Source organism: Acinetobacter lactucae (assembly GCF_013122135.1).
Taxonomy (GTDB): Bacteria; Pseudomonadota; Gammaproteobacteria; order Pseudomonadales; family Moraxellaceae; genus Acinetobacter; species Acinetobacter lactucae.
The window spans coordinates 743,032-762,041 of sequence record NZ_CP053391.1 but is presented as its reverse complement, the minus strand read 5'-3'; the positions used below and the strand labels follow the sequence as shown (position 1 = coordinate 762,041).

Genomic DNA, 19,010 nt, shown 5'->3' with positions numbered 1-19,010 from the left:
AACGGTTTAAGATGCAATTTTCATTCTTAGACCTCTTTTGGAAACCGATCAACATAATGATTTGGTGCATTAAAATGGGTAAAAGAAATACTTATTGAGACATCTAAACTTTCTACGCTATGCCACCAACCAATCGGGATGAATAGAGCATCCCCAGCATTCAAAATACATTCAACAGGAGTAATTAATTTTGCTAAAGGATATTTTTCAAAATCAATTTTATTTGTATTACTCAACTCACTAAATACCCAATGATCGTTATACAGATGGGGAACTTGTAAGGCAGGAATTAAAGTTACTTTTTTGCTCCCATAAATTTGAACTAACATATTATTTGTTAAATCATGATGTAAGGGTGTAAAAGTTCCTTTAGGTCCAAACCATAGAAAACTACGTTCATTTTTTAAAGCCAAATTACAGTAACCATCTCCAAAATCACCAATATCTAAAAATAATTCTTGAAGCATCTGATGACTATTAGATGCATTATTTGCAGTCATATAAAAATTATTGCTCGCATCAACTGACATAACTTTTGAGACAAACTCTGCCATCTTCATTTTTTGCTTTAGTGATGGAGAATGTCTTTCAAACTGCTCATCTAAATTTCTATTCATCTGAACTTCAATTGAATGATGGCCAAATTTAGAAGAAAAATATTCTGGAGACCATTTACGTAAAGCTGACCAATGTTCTATTCCTTTTTTTAAAATTACAGGCCGATGTTGACTATAGTAATCCTTCATAAAATCAGAAAAACCTGGAGCAGTAATTGAAGGAACTTTTTTACTATAGTCAGAGTTTAGCTGTGCCAACTCATCTACAGTTTCTATTAACCATTCACGCTTTTTAAGTTGATGATGCTTTTTCTTTAAAATTTTATATAACTGATTATTTTCTAAATTATTTAAATATTCTTTTACTTCTAAGCCATCATGCCCCTTCTCTATTAATTTTTTTATAATTTCCGCAGACGTTACCTCATTTAGAACTTGTTCAATTATCCATTCTTGATCGTGATCAGATAGAGTCTGAAGATTCAAATCATTTACTTTAAGTTTTGGACCAAATCCATTCGCTTTTAATACCTCAACCAATTGTTCAATTCCGCATCCTTTTTCTAAGTTTTCTTCAAGCCAGTTTTTCCATTCAAATGGCAACTGATCAAACCATTTTTTGCTTTGTTCGAATATTTCAATTTGATTATAAGCTGCCATGTTGAACCTTTTTTCAAATTTGATCTTTACAACTGCATTATAATTGATCTATTTTAAAAATGTTAAATTTTCACATTTTTAATAAAAAAAGGGTTCATGTGATGAATAATATAGTAAAAGGAAGCAGCATTGCTTTGATTTTTATAGCTTTAAGTGGTTGTGGGTCTGATGATAATGATTCGACACCGACACCAACACCAACACCAACACCAACACCAACACCAACACCAACACCAACACCAACACCAACACCAACACCAACAAGTGTAGCGGACCGCTTCGTTGGAAGTTGGTTAGCAGGCAAAGGAGGTTGTATTAACGGCTCTGCTCTAAAAATGAACGTCATCAAGGTTTCAGATAACAGCGTTCGATTTGCCAGTGAAACTGTACGCTATGAAAATGAATCAAACTGTACAGGTAACATTGTGGCAAGTTACCGCCAAGCTGAAGATTTTAGTCTTGTTTCAAATATGGGAGCGCCACAGACCGTACAAACATCAAGCTACAACAAAGTAGATTGGCAGCTTGTAGTAGCAGGAAAGCTAACTCAGAAACAGCCAGCCATTCTGGGTTTTAAAAATGCAAACCAATTCTGTCTAGTTCCTACAGATGAGCCAAATGCAATACATAACTATCTCCAGCAAGCAAACTTTGATCTCACAAATACGTGCTTCACAAAAACCACACCACCAGCAAGTATGCAAAAGCCAACACAAGTATTGGCAACAGCAAGTTATAGATTAGGAGACAATAAAGAATCTTGGGCAGATGTATTAAATCAACTGAATGACCAAGGACGTCAAGGCTATGCCCTTCTCACGCCATCTGTAAGTTTAGATAATCCTGACGGCAGTTTTGCGCTGTATAAAAATTTATATGTCAAAAATAATAAATCCACTGACACATACACCTACAAAACTGTGGATGTTAAAACGAATTCAGTGGCAAACCGTTATTTACTATGGGTGAATGAGTTAAATAAACAAGGTAGCTTAGGTTATATATATAAGCTTTCATTTGGCGAGGTTACATCTGATACAGACAAATATTTATTTGTGAAAAATGATAAGAAACCAGCAACATATTCTTATTCTAATCGCTTCTTAACCAACACTTCTCGCACAAGCATTTTAAATGCCTTCAATGAACTTGGTGCACAGGGTTGTAAACTAATTTACGCTAACTCAGAGTTCACCAATAATGGCACAACGAATGGAACTTTCTATGTACCTACTTGTGTAAATAGCAGCACACATAACGGGACTTATGCTTATCGTTATTTTGAAGTTCCACAACATATTCCGTTTAACAAGGATGATGCAATTAAGCTTGAAAAACTTCTTAAAGAGCAGGCAGCCGAAGGTTACAGACTAGTTGATGCAAACAATAATCTAGGCTTCTTTAATATTGATGGTTACTTATTTGAGCGTGATAGTGAAAATACAGGACCTATTGAATACAAAGTATTTATTGAAGATGCTGCATCCGAAACAGATGAGCCATATATCTTTGAAAATCGGATTCAAGATCAGGGTAAATTAGGCTGGTTCTTTGCAGTTCGACTTGGATCGGTCTATACCAACTCCCCAACAAATTATGACTTAGCAAGTGGTGTTGTTTTCCCTAAATAAGACATCTAAAAACAAATAAGGCCACAACTGTGGCCTTATTTGTTTTAAAAGCTATAAACTTATCCTAAGTTTTTAAAACCCTGCTGACGCCATGCTTCATAAACAATCACGGCCGTTGCATTAGATAAATTTAAACTTCTTGAGTTTTCAGCCATTGGCAAACGAATCCACTGTTCTTCTGGAAACATTAAGCGAACATGCTCAGGCAAGCCTCGTGTTTCTGGTCCCATCAGTAAAGCTACTGGTCGATTCAAATCAACTGTATGCGGAGTCGCTGAGCCTTTAGTGGTGAGTGGAAAAACATGCTCGACACCTTTAGCTTTTAAATCTGCAAGGCAAAGCTCTATGTTGTCCCAAATTTGCATACGAGCCCATTCATGATAATCAAGACCTGCTCGTTTGAGCTTCTTATCATCTAATTCAAAACCTAGAGGTTTGACTAAGTGCAACTGTGCGCCCGTATTAGCACATAAACGAATGATATTGCCTGTATTGGCAGGAATTTCAGGCTCGTAGAGGACAACATGAATCACAAATTTTCTCGACTTAAATAACCAGCAATAAACTCAGATGAACTTACTGCCATTTTAACTGTTCACGTAAACTCACCACTTCACCAATAATGGTTAAAGTTGGTGCTACGATATGATGTTCAGACACTTTAGTTGCAATATCAGCTAATGTTCCAACAACAACTTTCTGTTCTGGTGTGGTTCCTTTAGAGATTAAAGCCACTGGCATATCAGCACGTTGACCATGAGCAATAAGTTGCTCACAAATACGCTCCAAGCCAACTAGCCCCATATATAAAACCAAAGTTTGATTTTCATAAACCAGTTCATTCCAAGGGAGTTCAGGTGAACCCTCCTTTAAATGTCCAGTCAAGAAACGAACACTTTGCGCATAATCACGATGTGTTAAAGGAATACCTGCATAAGCTGAACAGCCTGATGCTGCAGTTATACCCGGTACAACTTGGAAAGTGACATTCGCCTCAACTAGCTCTTGAATCTCCTCACCACCACGCCCAAAGATAAATGGATCACCACCTTTTAGACGACAAACACGCTTTCCTTTTTGAGCATACTCCACCAATAAAGCATTGATGCCATCTTGGGGAACAGAGTGATTTGAACGAGCTTTACCCACATAAATTTTAGTCGCATCACGGCGGCAAAGTTCTAAAATGGGCGCAGAAACAAGACGATCATAAATCACCACATCTGCTTGCTGCATAAGACGTAATGCTTTTAGTGTCAGTAACTCTGGATCACCGGGTCCTGCCCCTACCAAATAAACTTCACCTTTAGGTGCAGTCCATTCCGTTAAGGCTTGCTGAATCAAATCATTTGCAACTTCTAAATTGTCATTAAAAACTTGTTCTTTTAATGGGCTAGCATATAAGTTTTCCCAAAAAATCCGACGCTCATCTGGATTGGGAATTCTTTCTTTTACCTGCTTACGCCATTGACCAGAAAACTCAGCAAGTTTCCCCATGCCGTGCGGAACAATCGTTTCTATTTGAGTACGAAGTTGTCTTGATAAAACTGGCGATGCACCATTTGACGCAACAGAGATAATCAATGGAGAACGGTCAATAATAGCTGGAACCATAAAGCGGCAGTGTGGAATATCATCGACACTATTTACCAGTAAATTACGCGCTTCACATTGTTCAAAAACAGCTTTATTCACTTGTGCATCATTAGTTGCAGCAATAACTAATCGATATGGTGTATTTAATATTTTTTCGGCAAAGGACTCGGCAAAATACTCCCCACCTGTCGTTTTGACTAACTGTAAAAGCTGCTCTTCAATTGCAGGAGCAATAATATCGATTACTGCTCCTGCTTTGGCTAAAAGGTTTGCTTTGCGCAGCGCAATATGCCCACCACCCACAATCAGACAATGTTGCTGTTGCAACTTTAAAGAGATTGGAAAAATATCCACCTTAAACCTCTACATTAATCATCTGATTTAGGTTAAGCAAAAACCGTGCACAATTTAGATGCAAAGCTTAGTCAATAAAAGTTGCACCACCCATATATGGGCGTAATACTTCTGGAATCTCGATAGAACCGTCTTCACGTTGGTAATTTTCCATTACAGCAAGCAAAGTACGGCCTACAGCCAAACCTGAACCATTTAGTGTGTGCACCAATTCGGTCTTCTTTTGATCCATTCTGTAGCGTGCTTTCATGCGGCGTGCCTGAAAATCACCCATATTAGAGCAGCTTGAGATTTCACGATATGTATTTTGACTTGGAACCCAAACTTCTAAATCGTAAGTTTTAGTCGCACCGAAGCCCATATCCCCACCACAGAGCAAAATTTTACGGTATGGCAAACCGAGTGCCTGCAAAATGCCCTCAGCATGTGCAGTAAGCTCTTCAAGTGCCTGCATTGATGTTTCAGGTTTAACGATTTGCACCATCTCAACTTTATCAAATTGATGCTGACGAATTAAACCACGCGTATCGCGGCCATAAGAGCCTGCTTCACTACGGAAACATGGCGTGTGCGCTGCATATTTTAAAGGTAAACGTTCGGCATCAATAATCTCATCACGAACAAAGTTAGTAACAGGAACTTCTGCTGTAGGGATGAGGTAATATTCTTTTTCGCCTTGAAGTTTGAATAAATCTTCTTCAAATTTTGGTAACTGACCAGTACCGCGCAGTGAATCAGCATTGACTAAATAAGGCACATAAGCTTCTGTATAGCCATTTTTTAAAGTATGGGTATCAAGCATAAACTGCGTTAATGCACGTTGTAGGCGCGCTAAAGAACCTTTTAATACGCTAAAACGTGAACCAGTCAATTTAGTAGCAGTTTCAAACTCTAAACCGCCCATCCACTCACCTAAATCAGTATGATCTTTGATTTCAAAATCAAACTGACGAGGCGTACCCCATTTTGAGATTTCAACGTTATCATCTTCATCCTTACCAGCAGGAACAGATTCATCTGGTAAGTTAGGAATACTCAGCGCTTTTTGTTCAATCTCATTTTGTAACTCTGACAAAGCAACTTCAGCAGCTTTGATTTCGTCCCCAATGGCTTGCATACGCGCCATGATTTCAGAAGCATCACCACCGGATTTTTTAATCTGACCCACTTGTTTTGCACCGGCATTACGTTCTGCCTGCAATTTTTCAGTTTTTGATTGCAAGTCTTTACGGCGAGTTTCTAAAGAAGCCCATTCTTGAACATCTAATTGAACACCACGTTTTGCCAAAGCCGCATTAACAGCTTCAATATTATTTCTGAGTAACTTAGGGTCGATCATAATCAATCATAATATGGGTAAAAAACTGGCTATAGTGTAAGGCCTTCACACTAAAAAATATAGTGATCATCTTCATAACGAATAGCTTTCACACAATTGTTAGAATAGACCACCTATTTTACAAGTTATAGTTTGGCACACTTGGCAAATACTCAGGTTTAATGAATTTACTCGCTTCAAAATATGGCAGCGTTAACTCAGACATTCCTTCTGCATAAGAAGCTAATTCATAGATCGGATAGACAAAAACAATACCATTAGCACCATAGTAAAAATTATCACTTAATTGCAGTTTTTCACGGCTGATATTGTGCTCTTGAAGCCAATTTGTATTTGCTTCAAAAAGAGCATCAACCAACTGTTTTTCAACATCTGGCTGAATAAGTTCAGCAACAGTAATGTGCTTTTTATTTAATAAGTCAAAATTTACGAATTCTTGATGAGACATGCCGTGTGCAGCACCAGCTGAGTATGAATACGTCTGTAATGCAAAGGTAGCAAGATTATAGTTTTGCCCTAAATAGCGAACATAAATTGCACTTTGACTTGAACTTGGTTCACCTTCAGGTACTTCAACTGGTTGATCAGCTAAATTTGCAAAAGCATTCGGATCTGCTTTCTTTATACGATTGGTAAAGTAATCATTAATCCATTTTTGATTGGTCTGTACTGTTTGGAAGTCATACTCAGTACAACCATCTTCTAAGCAAACTTTTGATTTTGGTAATTTTACTGGGATTACTTTTGCTTGAATTACAGGAACACCAGCCTCTTTAGTCTCTTTAACTTTTGCAGTTGAAGTGGCCTGCTCCTCTTTAGCCGCAGACTTTGGTTGGCAACCAGTCACAATTGCCATTGCAGCCATTAATGGAAGAATACAAATAATTTTCTTATCGTAAAGTCGCATAATAATCCCCATGAATTTACCTCTAACACTATACAAAGCGTAGGAATAAGACGGGGTTAAAAAATGTATCTGTCTCTCTTATATAAAAAAGCTACCTTTTACGGTAGCTTTTTTTTGAAGAGGCTTTACTTATTGGTCAATAACATCTGTGCCTTTTGGTGGCGTAAAGTTAAAGACAGATGCTGGAATTGAAGCATTTACTTTCACGTTTTTGAAGCGCACATAGGTGGTTTGACCTAGTGAATCTTGTAACACCATCAGTGTAGGCGCTTTATTTGCACCGAAACTAATGGTTAAGCTTTGGAAAGCACCATCTTCTTTTTTAGGGAATAGTGTGAAATAAAGTTTAGATTTATCGGGTTGTGTTACACGATAAGACTTCATGATTTGGTTAGTATTACCAGAAAGTAATAATGCTGGTGTATCTGCAACCTGATCATCTAAGCTTTGACGGACTGCTTGTTGTAAATCTGGGTCATAGATCCAAACTGTTTTTCCGCTTGTTACAATCGTTTGTTTAGCAGGACTTACTGTTTCCCAATAAAATTTCCCCGGACGCTCAACTTTCATTGAGCCTTTAAATGTCTGGTTCATATGCTGTGCACTTAAACTCTTCTTCTGTGCCACAGTTTTTGCATTTGCTTTAGTTGTTTGTTCAAAGTCGGCAGTCAAACGCTGTAAACCTGATAACTGATTAACCAGGTTCCCAATTGCCTGTTGCTCCGGTGCTGCTACAGGCGCAGCAAACACTGTAGTACTCATTACAGGAGCAAGCACTGACGCGCTAAGTGTAATAGCACACATAGTTTTACGAAGCATATTCATGTCATCACCTTTTTAGTTGCTGTAAGACAACTTACCCTCTTTCAAAGTTATGAAACTTGGTAAGCTCTTAATTCAAGACTCATATTAACCGACAAACTCTGTGCTAATCATTGAGAAAATAAGATATTTTGTTATGTTATTCATGTTGTTTGTAGAATTTCATTCATCATGATGAAGATGAATAAAAATAAATACCATAAAAAAAGCCCACAAAATGTGGGCTTTTTTCGAGCTAAAACTTATACAGTTTCAACTTTTACGTAGCGACGGCCAAATTGACCTTTCACTTCGAATTTTACTACGCCGTCAGCAGTAGCAAATAAAGTATGGTCACGGCCCATACCAACATTTGCACCAGCGTGGAACTCTGTACCACGTTGACGAACGATGATGTTACCAGCAGTTACAGCTTGACCGCCGTAAACTTTAACACCTAACATTTTTGGGTTTGAATCACGACCGTTCTTCGTCGATCCACCGGCTTTTTTAGTTGCCATGTCTCTTACTCCTCGTGATTAGCCTGAAATACCAGTAATTTTCAACTCAGTGAACCATTGACGGTGACCTTGTTGTTTACGGTAGTGTTTACGACGACGCATTTTGATAATGCGGATTTTGTCGTGACGACCATGACCAATCACTTCTGCAGTTACTTTAGCGCCAGCTACAACTGGAGCACCGATTTGAATGTTGTCACCGTTTACAACCATTAATACATCATCAAATGTAATAGTCGCACCAGATTCAGCTTTCAATAATTCAACTTTAAGGGTTTCGCCCTCAACTACACGGTGCTGTTTACCACCGCTTTGGATTACTGCGTACATAATGTACTCCAATCAGCCCGTGTCGTCGTGTCGATAAAGGGATATATCGATCTTAAAACGATCGCCACTGGGGTTATACAAGGCGACAGATTTTAAGTGAAATTTGATCAAACGACAAGTATTTTCTATATATCAGTAAAGCATCATCCGCTATTCTTACAAAATCAAACAGCTTGGACTGGAATTTAGCAGTTTTCATTGATTCTGAATGAAAATTAAAATACAGTTCCAGACACAAATTGCGTCAAGAACAAGTTGTATTAATGCTGATGTCATTAAATTTATTGTTTTGCCGGAAACATCATGTTTTGCTTAAATAAAGAACAAAGAACGCTTAAAGACAATAGAAATGATTAATATCAGCCACTTGTTAACCTGTGCAACACACCTTTAATTGATACACTAACGCCACTTATCTACCAATACGGGGTTTTTCTTCATATGGTCATCGATTTCAAGCAAGACATTCTTGCGCCTGTTGCCTCAGACTTTGCTGCGATGGATCACTTGATTAATGAAGGAATTAGCTCAAAAGTCGGTTTAGTCATGTCTGTCAGCAAACATGTTGTTGAAGCTGGCGGAAAGCGTATGCGTCCAATCATGTGTTTACTCGCAGCCCGTGCTTGTGGTTTAGATAACATGGCAAACGCACAGCGTTTAGCTGCAATCATTGAAATGCTGCATACCGCGACACTCGTCCATGATGATGTGGTAGATGAATCCGGGCTTCGTCGTGGTCGCCCTACAGCAAATGCAACATGGAATAATCAGACAGCCGTTTTAGTTGGCGACTTCCTGATTGCTCGTGCTTTCGATTTACTGGTCGATTTAAACAACATGACTTTATTGAAAGACTTTTCAACAGGTACATGTGAAATTGCTGAAGGTGAAGTATTACAACTTCAATCGCAGCATCAACCAGATACAACTGAAGAAACTTATTTAAAAATTATTCATGGTAAAACGTCTCGCCTATTTGAGCTGGCTACAGAAGGTGCCGCTATTTTGGCTGGACAAGAAGCATATCGTGAACCATTAAGATTGTTTGCCGGTCATTTTGGTAATGCATTCCAAATCATTGATGATATTTTAGACTACACATCAGATGCTGAAACATTAGGTAAAAATATTGGTGATGATTTAATGGAAGGTAAACCAACTTTACCGTTAATTTCTGCATTAGCACACTCAACAGGTGAAGAGCATGCGATTATTCGTCGCAGTATCGCAACTGGTGGAGTAGACCAACTACCTCAGGTTATCGAAATTGTACAAAAGTCTGGTGCTTTAGATTATTGCCACCAACGTGCCCAAGAAGAAACAGAAGCAGCACTGCAAGCTTTATCAAACCTACCAGATACACCATATCGTCAGGCTTTGATTAACTTAACTCAGCTTGCGTTACATCGAATACAATAGATATTATTTTGCCTATGCATATAAATTTTTCAGATCATTTTTTAAAAATAGAGAAGCAGCTTGAGGATCCTCAAGCTGTCATTGATGAAAATCTACTGATTGAACTCGTCAATGTCGTCCGCCCTTCCGATCCACAAGATACGGATGAAATTAAGAAAAAAATACAGGCTTTTATTGAAAGTCTTTTGCGCACACCTACAGCGCCCTTCTTACTACAAACTTTTTTACTACGTTTAATTAACCACTATAAACAAGTCAGCTTATATGCAGACAGTGGGATTCTGTCTTTAGATGGTTTTTGGAATCAGCTTGGGCAAAGATTAGGAGCACATTTTTTACCGCTAATTGAAGACTCAAGCCAACTCAAAATATTAATTGGAAAAATTTTCTATTTAGAAAGTGACAAAATCTGGCTCAATAATATTGCTGATGAAGATTGGGCAAATTTATTTAGTCTTATTGGGCAAAGCCAAAGTAATGTCGATGAGAAGTTAGTCATTCAAAGTGAAATGATTAAAGCCATCACTGTCTTATCTTATCGAATTAGTGGAATTGGGCTTTATCCCGAATTTATTAATGCTCAACCAGAATTAACGGAATATGAATCCCCTTTTCTAGTTCAGAACCGTGAAATTATTGAGTTCATAGAAAAATATAAGAAACAAGAGCTTTCTGATCATGAAATTGCGGTAATTGCCCCTCCCGATGCATCACAAGCATTCGTGATGTTAGAACAATGTCGGGATGTAGTTTTAAAGATTCGCCGTGCGACCAAAAGAATTGGTGTCAGCTTAAGTTTGACTTACTTACTGTCATTACTTGAGCAATGTCTTGATCGAATTGAGTTATTACTTTATCTAGTCGTAGATAACACTAAAGGAAAATATGTCTCTTTAGGACATCTTATTTCTGATTTAACCAAGGCACATTACAGCGAAAAAAGCGTTCGATCTTTGCTCAGCACAACAAGTGAACTTATTGCATTTCAGGTAACAGAGAATGCCAGCCGTACAGGTGAACATTATGTAAGTACCGATACCAAAGGCTTTTGGGGAATGTATAAAGCTGCCGCTGGTGCAGGTGTCATTATTGCCTTTATGGCATCTTTAAAAATTCTTGCTGCAAGAATGACAATGGCTCCGCTTATGCAAGCCTTTACTTTCAGTATGAATTATTCTCTAGGTTTCATTCTGATTCATGTTCTACATTTTACAGTTGCAACCAAGCAACCCGCTATGACTGCTGCGGCCCTCGCTGCAACAGTACAGCAACGTAAAGGTTCTAAAACAGCTCAAATTGCGGAGTTAGCAGCGCTTATTATTAATATTATCCGAACGCAATTTATTGCTATTTTGGGCAATATTTCGATTGCGATTCCTACTGCAGCACTCATTACTTTTGCTTGGCAGTTTTACCTTGATGAACCGTTATTAACCCATACTAAAGCAACTTATCTTCTACACAGTCTAAACCCCTTTACTTCACTAGCAGTTCCACATGCGGCAATTGCTGGAGTATGTCTGTTTTTGTCAGGTCTCATTGCTGGATACTTTGACAACATGGCTGTTTACCGAAAAGTTGGTCCACGCCTAAGAGCGCATCGTCGCTTAGCTAGCTGGTTTGGGCAAGATCGCCTTAACCGTTTTGCTGAATATATTGAACGTAATTTAGGCGCCTTAGCGGGTAACTTCCTATTCGGGATCATGTTAGGAAGTATGGGGACCATAGGTTTTATTTTAGGCTTACCTTTAGATATCCGCCATATTGCCTTTGCATCAGCTAACTTTATTCAAGGTTTGATGACAATTAATGGCAGCCCAGATATTGGCCTGATTATCGTGTCCTTTCTAGGGGTGCTATGCATCGGTCTTACTAACTTATTCGTGAGTTTCACCTTAACGATTATTGTGGCATTACGAGCACGTCGAGTCCGCTTTGAACAATGGAAACCTTTAGCCAAATTGGTTATGACCCATTTTTTAACTCGTCCAAGCGATTTTTTTTGGCCACCAAAACAACCATTAGAACTTGAAGAAAATACGTCAACAAACCATGGAAAAAAAACAGAGCACTAAAAGTTTTGCTTTGTACACAGAATGTGAGTTTCGTCAATTTTGTTGTGATTGTTTTTCCAAATGTTAAAAAATTTTCAAAATGAATTTACGATGATCTATCAGGCTTGAAAAAAAGTGTACTGGCAAGTACACTTTTAACGGCTTTCAGTAGTGGACACTGCTTGAACAAGCAAAGGTATATACATGCCCTATATATTGCTTTTTATTGGTTGTATTTTTTTAGGATTAGGTGTTCTTGGTCTTTTTGTACCAAGACTTCAATCTTTGGATCTTCTCACCGTTCAAATATTGAGTGAAAATCGATCAGATTATCTTAACTCTATTACGATCTTTTTAGCGCGTATAGGTGGTATGCCTTTTGTATGTTTTTTATCCTTTCTGGTATGTCTATATCAAGCATGGTATAAAAAATATATTACTGTTATTTTCATTAGCGTGGGTGTTCTTGGCAGTATCATCACGGGTTGGCTGCTCAAGTGGTGTGTTGACCGCCCAAGACCTCCACTGGCATATCATATTGTCGAAAGTTATGGTGCATCGTTCCCAAGTGCACATAGTGTTTATGCATCAACACTAGCTTGTATGGCAATCTTAATGTTATGTCATAAACCCAACATTAACTCTCCTTATATCATTTTGATCTCCTGTTTTTGGTTTATCTGCATGGGGCTTTCAAGAATATATGCTGGAGTTCATTTTCCAACAGATGTACTCGCCGGTTGGGGCATAGGTTTTATTTGGATTGCACTGCTTTGGCTCTGGTTATTACAAACACAAAGTAGGTTAAGTAGAAAACAAATATATTTTTAGATTTTATCTAAACGAGGTGGAACAATGATGTCGGCTAAGCTTTGGGCTCCTGCCCTTACTGCTTGCGCATTAGCAACAAGTATCGCACTTGTTGGTTGTAGCAAAGGCTCCGATGAGAAACAGCAAGCTGCTGCTGCTCAAAAAATGCCGCCTACAGAAGTAGGTGTTATTGTTGCTCAACCACAAAGTGTTGAACAAAGCGTTGAGCTTTCCGGCCGTACTTCAGCATATCAAATTTCTGAAGTTCGTCCTCAAACGAGTGGTGTGATTTTAAAACGCTTGTTTGCTGAAGGAAGTTACGTTCGTGAAGGACAGGCTCTTTATGAACTGGACTCTCGAACTAACCGTGCAACGCTTGAAAATGCAAAGGCTACCCTTTTACAACAACAGGCAAATCTAGCTTCACTACGTACTAAGTTAAACCGTTATAAGCAGCTTGTTTCGAGTAATGCTGTATCTAAACAAGAATATGACGACTTACTTGGTCAGGTTAATGTTGCCGAAGCACAAGTTTCTGCTGCAAAAGCTCAAGTAACGAATGCAAATGTTGATCTTGGCTACTCTACAATTCGCTCACCAATTTCTGGTCAGTCTGGACGTTCGTCTGTAACAGCTGGTGCTTTAGTTACTGCAAACCAAACTGATCCTTTAGTGACGATTCAACAGTTAGATCCGATCTATGTTGACATTAACCAGTCTAGTGCCGAGTTATTACGTTTACGTCAACAACTTAGCAAAGGCAGTTTAAACAACAGTAACAATACGAAAGTGAAATTGAAGCTCGAAGACGGTTCAACTTACCCAATCGAAGGACAACTTGCTTTCTCTGATGCTTCTGTAAATCAGGATACAGGAACGATTACTTTACGTGCTGTATTCTCGAACCCGAATCATCTGTTACTTCCAGGCATGTATACAACTGCACAAATTGTTCAAGGTGTAGTTCCTAATGCTTACCTGATTCCTCAGGCTGCAATTACGCGTTTACCTACAGGACAAGCTGTAGCAATGCTTGTTAATGCCAAAGGTGCTGTTGAGAGTCGTCCTGTTGTAACCTCTGGTGTTCAAGGACAAAACTGGATTGTGACTAACGGTCTTAAAGCTGGTGATAAAGTGATTGTTGACGGTGTTGCCAAAGTTAAAGAAGGGCAAGAAGTTTCAGCAAAGCCTTACCAAGCTCAACCAGCGAATCCACAAGGTGCAGCTCCAAATGCGACAAAACCGGCTCAATCAGGTAAACCTCAAGCAGAACAGAAAGCATCTTCAAATGCATAAGGGGTAGATTGAATGGCACAATTTTTTATTCATCGCCCCATTTTTGCGTGGGTGATTGCATTAGTCATTATGTTGGCGGGTATTCTCACGCTAACAAAAATGCCTATTGCACAGTATCCGACGATTGCACCACCGACAGTTACGATTTCTGCAACTTATCCTGGTGCATCGGCTGAAACTGTTGAAAACACCGTAACCCAGATCATTGAACAACAAATGAATGGTCTAGATGGTTTACGTTATATCTCTTCTAACAGTGCTGGTAACGGTCAGGCCTCTATTGAATTAAACTTTCAACAAGGTATTGATCCAGATATTGCACAGGTTCAGGTTCAAAACAAACTGCAATCTGCAACTGCACTTTTACCAGAAGATGTACAACGTCAAGGTGTAACAGTAACTAAATCTGGTGCAAGCTTCCTGCAAGTTATTGCATTTTACTCACCAGATAACAGTCTTTCTGACTCAGACATTAAAGACTATGTAAACTCATCAATTAAAGAACCACTGAGCCGTGTTGCTGGTGTGGGTGAGGTAACTGTCTTTGGTGGTTCATACGCGATGCGTATTTGGCTTGATCCAGCTAAGTTAACCAGTTATCAGCTTACCCCTAGTGATATTGCGACAGCTTTACAAGCGCAAAACTCACAAGTAGCGGTAGGTCAATTAGGTGGTGCACCAGCTGTACAAGGTCAAGTGCTTAACGCAACAGTGAATGCTCAAAGTTTGTTGCAAACACCTGAACAGTTTAAAAATATCTTTTTAAAGAACACAGCATCTGGTGCTGAGGTTCGTTTAAAAGATGTTGCACGTGTAGAGTTAGGTTCTGATAACTATCAGTTCGATTCGAAGTTTAATGGTAAACCTGCTGGTGGTCTTGCAATTAAAATTGCAACCGGTGCCAATGCACTCGACACAGCAGAAGCTGTTGAACAACGTTTATCTGAACTACGCAAGAACTATCCAGCGGGTCTTGAAGACAAACTGGCTTATGACACGACTCCATTTATTCGTCTTTCAATTGAAAGTGTTGTACACACATTAATTGAAGCAGTAATTTTGGTATTCATTGTCATGTTCTTGTTCTTACAGAACTGGCGTGCAACGATTATTCCAACACTTGCTGTACCTGTTGTTGTGTTAGGTACATTCGCTGTTATTAATATCTTTGGTTTCTCAATTAACACCTTAACCATGTTCGCCATGGTATTGGCAATTGGTCTTCTGGTCGATGACGCTATTGTTGTAGTCGAGAACGTCGAACGTGTTATGAGTGAAGAGCATACCGATCCGGTTACGGCGACTTCACGATCAATGCAACAGATTTCTGGCGCGTTAGTTGGTATTACGAGTGTATTAACAGCTGTATTCGTACCAATGGCATTCTTTGGTGGTACAACTGGTGTAATTTACCGTCAGTTTTCGATTACCCTTGTAACAGCAATGGTTCTATCGTTAATTGTAGCATTAACATTTACACCGGCACTTTGTGCAACCATTTTAAAACAGCATGACCCTAACAAAGCACCAAGCAATAATATTTTTGCTCGGTTCTTTAGAGGCTTTAACAATGGTTTTGACCGCATGTCGCATAGCTACCAAAATGGTGTTAGCCGCATGCTTAAGGGCAAAATCTTCTCTGGCGTACTTTACGCTGTAGTGATTGCTTTATTAGTGTTCTTGTTCCAAAAACTCCCATCTTCATTCTTACCAGAAGAAGATCAGGGTGTGGTCATGACACTTGTTCAATTACCGCCAAATGCAACGCTTGACCGTACCGGTAAAGTGATTGACACCATGACCAACTTCTTCATGAATGAAAAAGATACTGTGCAATCTATTTTCACCGTTTCAGGTTTCTCATTCACAGGTGTTGGTCAAAATGCTGGTATTGGCTTCGTTAAATTGAAAGATTGGAGTGAACGTACCTCACCAGAATCTCAAATTGGCGCATTGATTCAACGTGGTATGGCATTGAACATGATCGTTAAAGACGCATCTTACATCATGCCATTACAGCTTCCAGCAATGCCTGAACTTGGTGTAACAGCCGGTTTTAACTTGCAGCTTAAAGATTCAAGTGGTCAAGGCCATGAGAAACTTATTGCCGCACGTAACGCAATTTTAGGTTTGGCTTCACAAGATAAACGTCTTGTCGGTGTTCGCCCTAATGGTCAAGAAGATACACCTCAATATCAAATTAATGTAGATCAGGCTCAAGCTGGTGCCATGGGCGTGAGCATTGCCGACATTAACAATACAATGCGTATTGCGTGGGGTGGCTCATACATCAACGATTTCGTTGACCGTGGACGTGTGAAAAAAGTTTATGTTCAAGGTGATTCGAATAGCCGTATGATGCCTGAAGACTTAAACAAGTGGTATGTACGTAATAACAAAGGCGAAATGGTTCCGTTCTCTGCATTTGCTACTGGCGAATGGACATACGGTTCTCCACGTCTTGAACGTTATAACGGCGTTTCATCGGTTAATATTCAAGGTACACCTGCACCTGGCGTAAGCTCTGGTGACTCAATGAAGGCGATGGAAGAAATTATTGCTAAGTTACCTTCTATGGGCTTACAAGGTTTCGACTATGAATGGACAGGTTTATCACTTGAAGAACGTGAATCTGGTGCTCAAGCTCCATTCTTATATGCGCTTTCATTGTTAATCGTTTTCCTCTGCTTGGCTGCATTGTACGAAAGCTGGTCTATTCCATTCTCGGTTTTACTTGTGGTACCACTCGGTATTATTGGTGCAATCGTATTAACTTACTTGGGTATGATTATTAAAGGAGATCCAAATCTCTCAAATAACATTTACTTCCAAGTAGCGATGATTGCGGTAATCGGTCTTTCTGCAAAAAATGCGATCTTGATTGTTGAGTTCGCGAAAGAGCTGCAGGAAAAAGGTGAAGACCTCATTGATGCAACTTTACATGCTGCAAAAATGCGTTTACGCCCAATTATCATGACTACCCTTGCCTTCGGTTTCGGTGTACTTCCACTTGCCCTTTCAACAGGTGCAGGCGCAGGAAGTCAGCATTCCGTAGGTTACGGTGTACTCGGCGGCGTAATCAGCGCAACGTTCTTAGGTATCTTCTTTATCCCTGTATTCTATGTATGGATTCGTAGTATCTTTAAGTACAAACCAAAAACCATAAACACTCAGGAGCATAAATCGTGATGCAAACAGTATGGTCTATTTCAGGTCGTAGCATTGCGGTATCTGCACTTGCGCTTGCTTTGACAGCTTGTCAAAGCATGCGCGGCCCAGAACCAGTCGTGAAAACCGATATTCCACAAAGCTATGCATATAGCGCTTCTGGTACGTCTATTGCTGAACAAGGTTACAAAGAATTCTTTGCTGACCCTCGTTTGCTCGGAGTGATTGATTTGGCACTTGCCAACAACCGCGACTTACGTACAGCAACGCTTAATATCGAACGTGCTCAACAGCAATATCGAATTACGCAAAACAACCAGCTTCCAACTATCGGAGCAAGTGGTAGTGCAATTCGTCAGGTTTCTCAAAGCCGTGATCCAAATAACCCCTACTCTACTTATCAAGTAGGTTTGGGTGTAACTGCCTATGAGCTTGATTTTTGGGGCCGCGTACGTAGCTTAAAAGATGCTGCACTAGATAGTTACCTTTCAACGCAAAGCGCACGTGATTCGACTCAAATCAGTCTAATTAGTCAAGTGGCTCAAGCGTGGTTGAACTATTCTTTCGCAACTGCCAACTTAAGACTTGCAGAGCAAACACTTAAAGCACAGCAAGATTCTTACAATCTCAACAAAAAACGTTTTGATGTGGGCATCGACAGTGAAGTTCCACTACGTCAGGCACAGATTTCTGTAGAAACTGCGCGTAATGATGTAGCGAACTACAAAACACAGATTGCTCAAGCACAAAACTTGTTGAACTTGTTAGTAGGTCAATCAGTTCCACAAAACTTGTTGCCAACCCAACCTGTAAAACGCATTACGCAACAAAATGTATTTACAGCGGGTTTACCAAGCGACTTGCTTAACAACCGTCCAGATGTAAAAGCTGCTGAATATAACTTAAGCGCTGCTGGTGCGAATATTGGTGCTGCAAAAGCACGTTTATTCCCAACGATTAGCTTAACGGGTTCTGCAGGTTATGCATCAACTGACTTAAGTGATCTATTTAAGTCTGGTGGTTTTGTATGGTCAATTGGACCAAGCTTAGACTTGCCAATCTTTGACTGGGGCACTCGTCGTGCCAATGTAAAAATTTCTGAAACTGATCAGAAAATTGCATTGTCTGATTATGAAAAATCAGTTCAGTCTGCGTTCCGCGAAGTTAATGATGCGCTTGCAACTCGTGCCAACATTGGTGAGCGTTTAACAGCTCAACAACGTCTAGTAGAAGCAACTAACCGCAACTACACACTTTCAAATGCCCGCTTCCGTGCTGGTATTGATAGTTACTTGACGGTTCTTGATGCACAGCGTTCATCTTATTCAGCAGAACAAGGTTTGTTATTGCTTCAACAAGCAAACTTAAATAACCAAATCGAGTTATACAAAACTCTAGGTGGTGGTTTAAAAGCAAATACTTCAGATACAGTGGTTAATCAACCATCTAGTGCTGAACTTAAAAAGCAATAAGTTTTAAATAACTTATTCATAAAAGCTCACTTCGGTGGGCTTTTTTATTGCAACTCAACTGAATATTTTTTATCTTGAAACCTTAATAATTTAGA

15 protein-coding genes are annotated in these 19,010 nt (G+C 39.3%); 7 read left to right on the top strand and 8 right to left on the bottom strand.

Features of this window, described 5'->3' with window-relative positions; translation table 11 throughout:
* Positions 1–26 precede the first annotated feature (26 nt).
* Positions 27–1,217, bottom strand: a complete 1,191-nt coding sequence (locus tag HLV59_RS03710; RefSeq protein WP_171429363.1) for a cupin-like domain-containing protein — start codon at positions 1,215–1,217, stop codon at positions 27–29.
* Between the two features lie 101 nt (positions 1,218–1,318).
* On the opposite strand from HLV59_RS03710, the gene HLV59_RS03705 reads away from it, so the two are divergent.
* Positions 1,319–2,848 carry a PT dipeptide repeat lipoprotein gene (locus tag HLV59_RS03705; protein WP_171429362.1) on the top strand — a complete coding sequence of 510 codons (1,530 nt, stop codon included), beginning with the start codon at positions 1,319–1,321 and terminating at the stop codon, positions 2,846–2,848.
* Between the two features lie 59 nt (positions 2,849–2,907).
* Here the strand turns inward: HLV59_RS03705 and HLV59_RS03700 are convergent, their stop codons facing one another.
* The 7 genes from HLV59_RS03700 to rplU all read right to left on the bottom strand — a co-directional run bounded on the left by HLV59_RS03700 (position 2,908) and on the right by rplU (position 8,696).
* Positions 2,908–3,381 carry a tRNA (cytidine(34)-2'-O)-methyltransferase gene (locus HLV59_RS03700; protein ID WP_171429361.1) on the bottom strand — a complete coding sequence of 158 codons (474 nt, stop codon included), beginning with the start codon at positions 3,379–3,381 and terminating at the stop codon, positions 2,908–2,910.
* Positions 3,382–3,424: 43 nt separating this feature from the next.
* Entirely contained in the window at positions 3,425–4,798 is a 1,374-nt protein-coding gene (gene cysG, locus HLV59_RS03695) for a siroheme synthase CysG (protein WP_016143328.1), read from the bottom strand.
* A 67-nt stretch (positions 4,799–4,865) separates the two neighbouring features.
* Positions 4,866–6,137, bottom strand: a complete 1,272-nt coding sequence (gene serS / locus HLV59_RS03690; RefSeq protein WP_081172896.1) for a serine--tRNA ligase — start codon at positions 6,135–6,137, stop codon at positions 4,866–4,868.
* A gap of 118 nt (positions 6,138–6,255) precedes the next feature.
* Complete coding sequence (locus HLV59_RS03685) at positions 6,256–7,056, bottom strand: RsiV family protein (RefSeq protein ID WP_031949155.1); 801 nt, start codon at positions 7,054–7,056, stop codon at positions 6,256–6,258.
* A 117-nt stretch (positions 7,057–7,173) separates the two neighbouring features.
* Positions 7,174–7,869, bottom strand: coding sequence for an outer membrane lipoprotein chaperone LolA (lolA, locus tag HLV59_RS03680; protein WP_016143331.1), 696 nt, complete (start codon positions 7,867–7,869; stop codon positions 7,174–7,176).
* A gap of 239 nt (positions 7,870–8,108) precedes the next feature.
* Positions 8,109–8,366 carry a 50S ribosomal protein L27 gene (gene rpmA, locus HLV59_RS03675; RefSeq protein ID WP_002116037.1) on the bottom strand — a complete coding sequence of 86 codons (258 nt, stop codon included), beginning with the start codon at positions 8,364–8,366 and terminating at the stop codon, positions 8,109–8,111.
* 18 nt (positions 8,367–8,384) lie between these two features.
* The gene (rplU, locus tag HLV59_RS03670; protein ID WP_000271409.1) at positions 8,385–8,696 is read right to left on the bottom strand and encodes a 50S ribosomal protein L21; all 312 of its coding nucleotides are present in this window, start codon (positions 8,694–8,696) and stop codon (positions 8,385–8,387) included.
* Between the two features lie 441 nt (positions 8,697–9,137).
* Between rplU and sdsA the strand changes: the two genes are divergently transcribed.
* The 6 genes from sdsA (at position 9,138) to adeK (ending at position 18,915) form a co-directional block, all read left to right on the top strand.
* The gene (sdsA, locus tag HLV59_RS03665; RefSeq protein WP_016143332.1) at positions 9,138–10,115 is read left to right on the top strand and encodes an All-trans-nonaprenyl-diphosphate synthase; all 978 of its coding nucleotides are present in this window, start codon (positions 9,138–9,140) and stop codon (positions 10,113–10,115) included.
* A gap of 14 nt (positions 10,116–10,129) precedes the next feature.
* Entirely contained in the window at positions 10,130–12,190 is a 2,061-nt protein-coding gene (locus tag HLV59_RS03660) for a site-specific recombinase (protein ID WP_171429360.1), read from the top strand.
* Between the two features lie 183 nt (positions 12,191–12,373).
* Positions 12,374–13,000: a phosphatase PAP2 family protein gene (locus tag HLV59_RS03655; RefSeq protein ID WP_061874892.1), complete on the top strand. Its 627-nt coding sequence runs from the start codon at positions 12,374–12,376 to the stop codon at positions 12,998–13,000.
* A 24-nt stretch (positions 13,001–13,024) separates the two neighbouring features.
* The gene (adeI, locus tag HLV59_RS03650; RefSeq protein ID WP_057106116.1) at positions 13,025–14,275 is read left to right on the top strand and encodes a multidrug efflux RND transporter periplasmic adaptor subunit AdeI; all 1,251 of its coding nucleotides are present in this window, start codon (positions 13,025–13,027) and stop codon (positions 14,273–14,275) included.
* 12 nt (positions 14,276–14,287) lie between these two features.
* Entirely contained in the window at positions 14,288–17,464 is a 3,177-nt protein-coding gene (gene adeJ / locus HLV59_RS03645) for a multidrug efflux RND transporter permease subunit AdeJ (RefSeq protein ID WP_031949160.1), read from the top strand.
* A complete protein-coding gene (gene adeK / locus HLV59_RS03640; protein ID WP_016143337.1) occupies positions 17,464–18,915 on the top strand; it encodes a multidrug efflux RND transporter outer membrane channel subunit AdeK in 1,452 nt (483 codons plus the stop codon). Before adeJ ends, adeK begins: the two co-directional genes overlap by 1 nt.
* Positions 18,916–19,010 lie beyond the last annotated feature (95 nt).

Bases quoted from the DNA above. Each gene is read 5' to 3' on its own strand.
- sdsA (WP_016143332.1), top strand. From the start codon at position 9,138: ATGGTCATCGATTTCAAGCAAGACATTCTTGCGCCTGTTGCCTCAGAC.
- rplU (WP_000271409.1), bottom strand. From the start codon at position 8,696: ATGTACGCAGTAATCCAAAGCGGTGGTAAACAGCACCGTGTAGTTGAG.
- adeK (WP_016143337.1), top strand. From the start codon at position 17,464: ATGCAAACAGTATGGTCTATTTCAGGTCGTAGCATTGCGGTATCTGCA.
- HLV59_RS03705 (WP_171429362.1), top strand. From the start codon at position 1,319: ATGAATAATATAGTAAAAGGAAGCAGCATTGCTTTGATTTTTATAGCT.
- lolA (WP_016143331.1), bottom strand. From the start codon at position 7,869: ATGAATATGCTTCGTAAAACTATGTGTGCTATTACACTTAGCGCGTCA.
- serS (WP_081172896.1), bottom strand. From the start codon at position 6,137: ATGATCGACCCTAAGTTACTCAGAAATAATATTGAAGCTGTTAATGCG.
- HLV59_RS03710 (WP_171429363.1), bottom strand. From the start codon at position 1,217: ATGGCAGCTTATAATCAAATTGAAATATTCGAACAAAGCAAAAAATGG.
- rpmA (WP_002116037.1), bottom strand. From the start codon at position 8,366: ATGGCAACTAAAAAAGCCGGTGGATCGACGAAGAACGGTCGTGATTCA.
- HLV59_RS03660 (WP_171429360.1), top strand. From the start codon at position 10,130: ATGCATATAAATTTTTCAGATCATTTTTTAAAAATAGAGAAGCAGCTT.
- adeJ (WP_031949160.1), top strand. From the start codon at position 14,288: ATGGCACAATTTTTTATTCATCGCCCCATTTTTGCGTGGGTGATTGCA.
- HLV59_RS03655 (WP_061874892.1), top strand. From the start codon at position 12,374: ATGCCCTATATATTGCTTTTTATTGGTTGTATTTTTTTAGGATTAGGT.
- HLV59_RS03685 (WP_031949155.1), bottom strand. From the start codon at position 7,056: ATGGGGATTATTATGCGACTTTACGATAAGAAAATTATTTGTATTCTT.
- adeI (WP_057106116.1), top strand. From the start codon at position 13,025: ATGATGTCGGCTAAGCTTTGGGCTCCTGCCCTTACTGCTTGCGCATTA.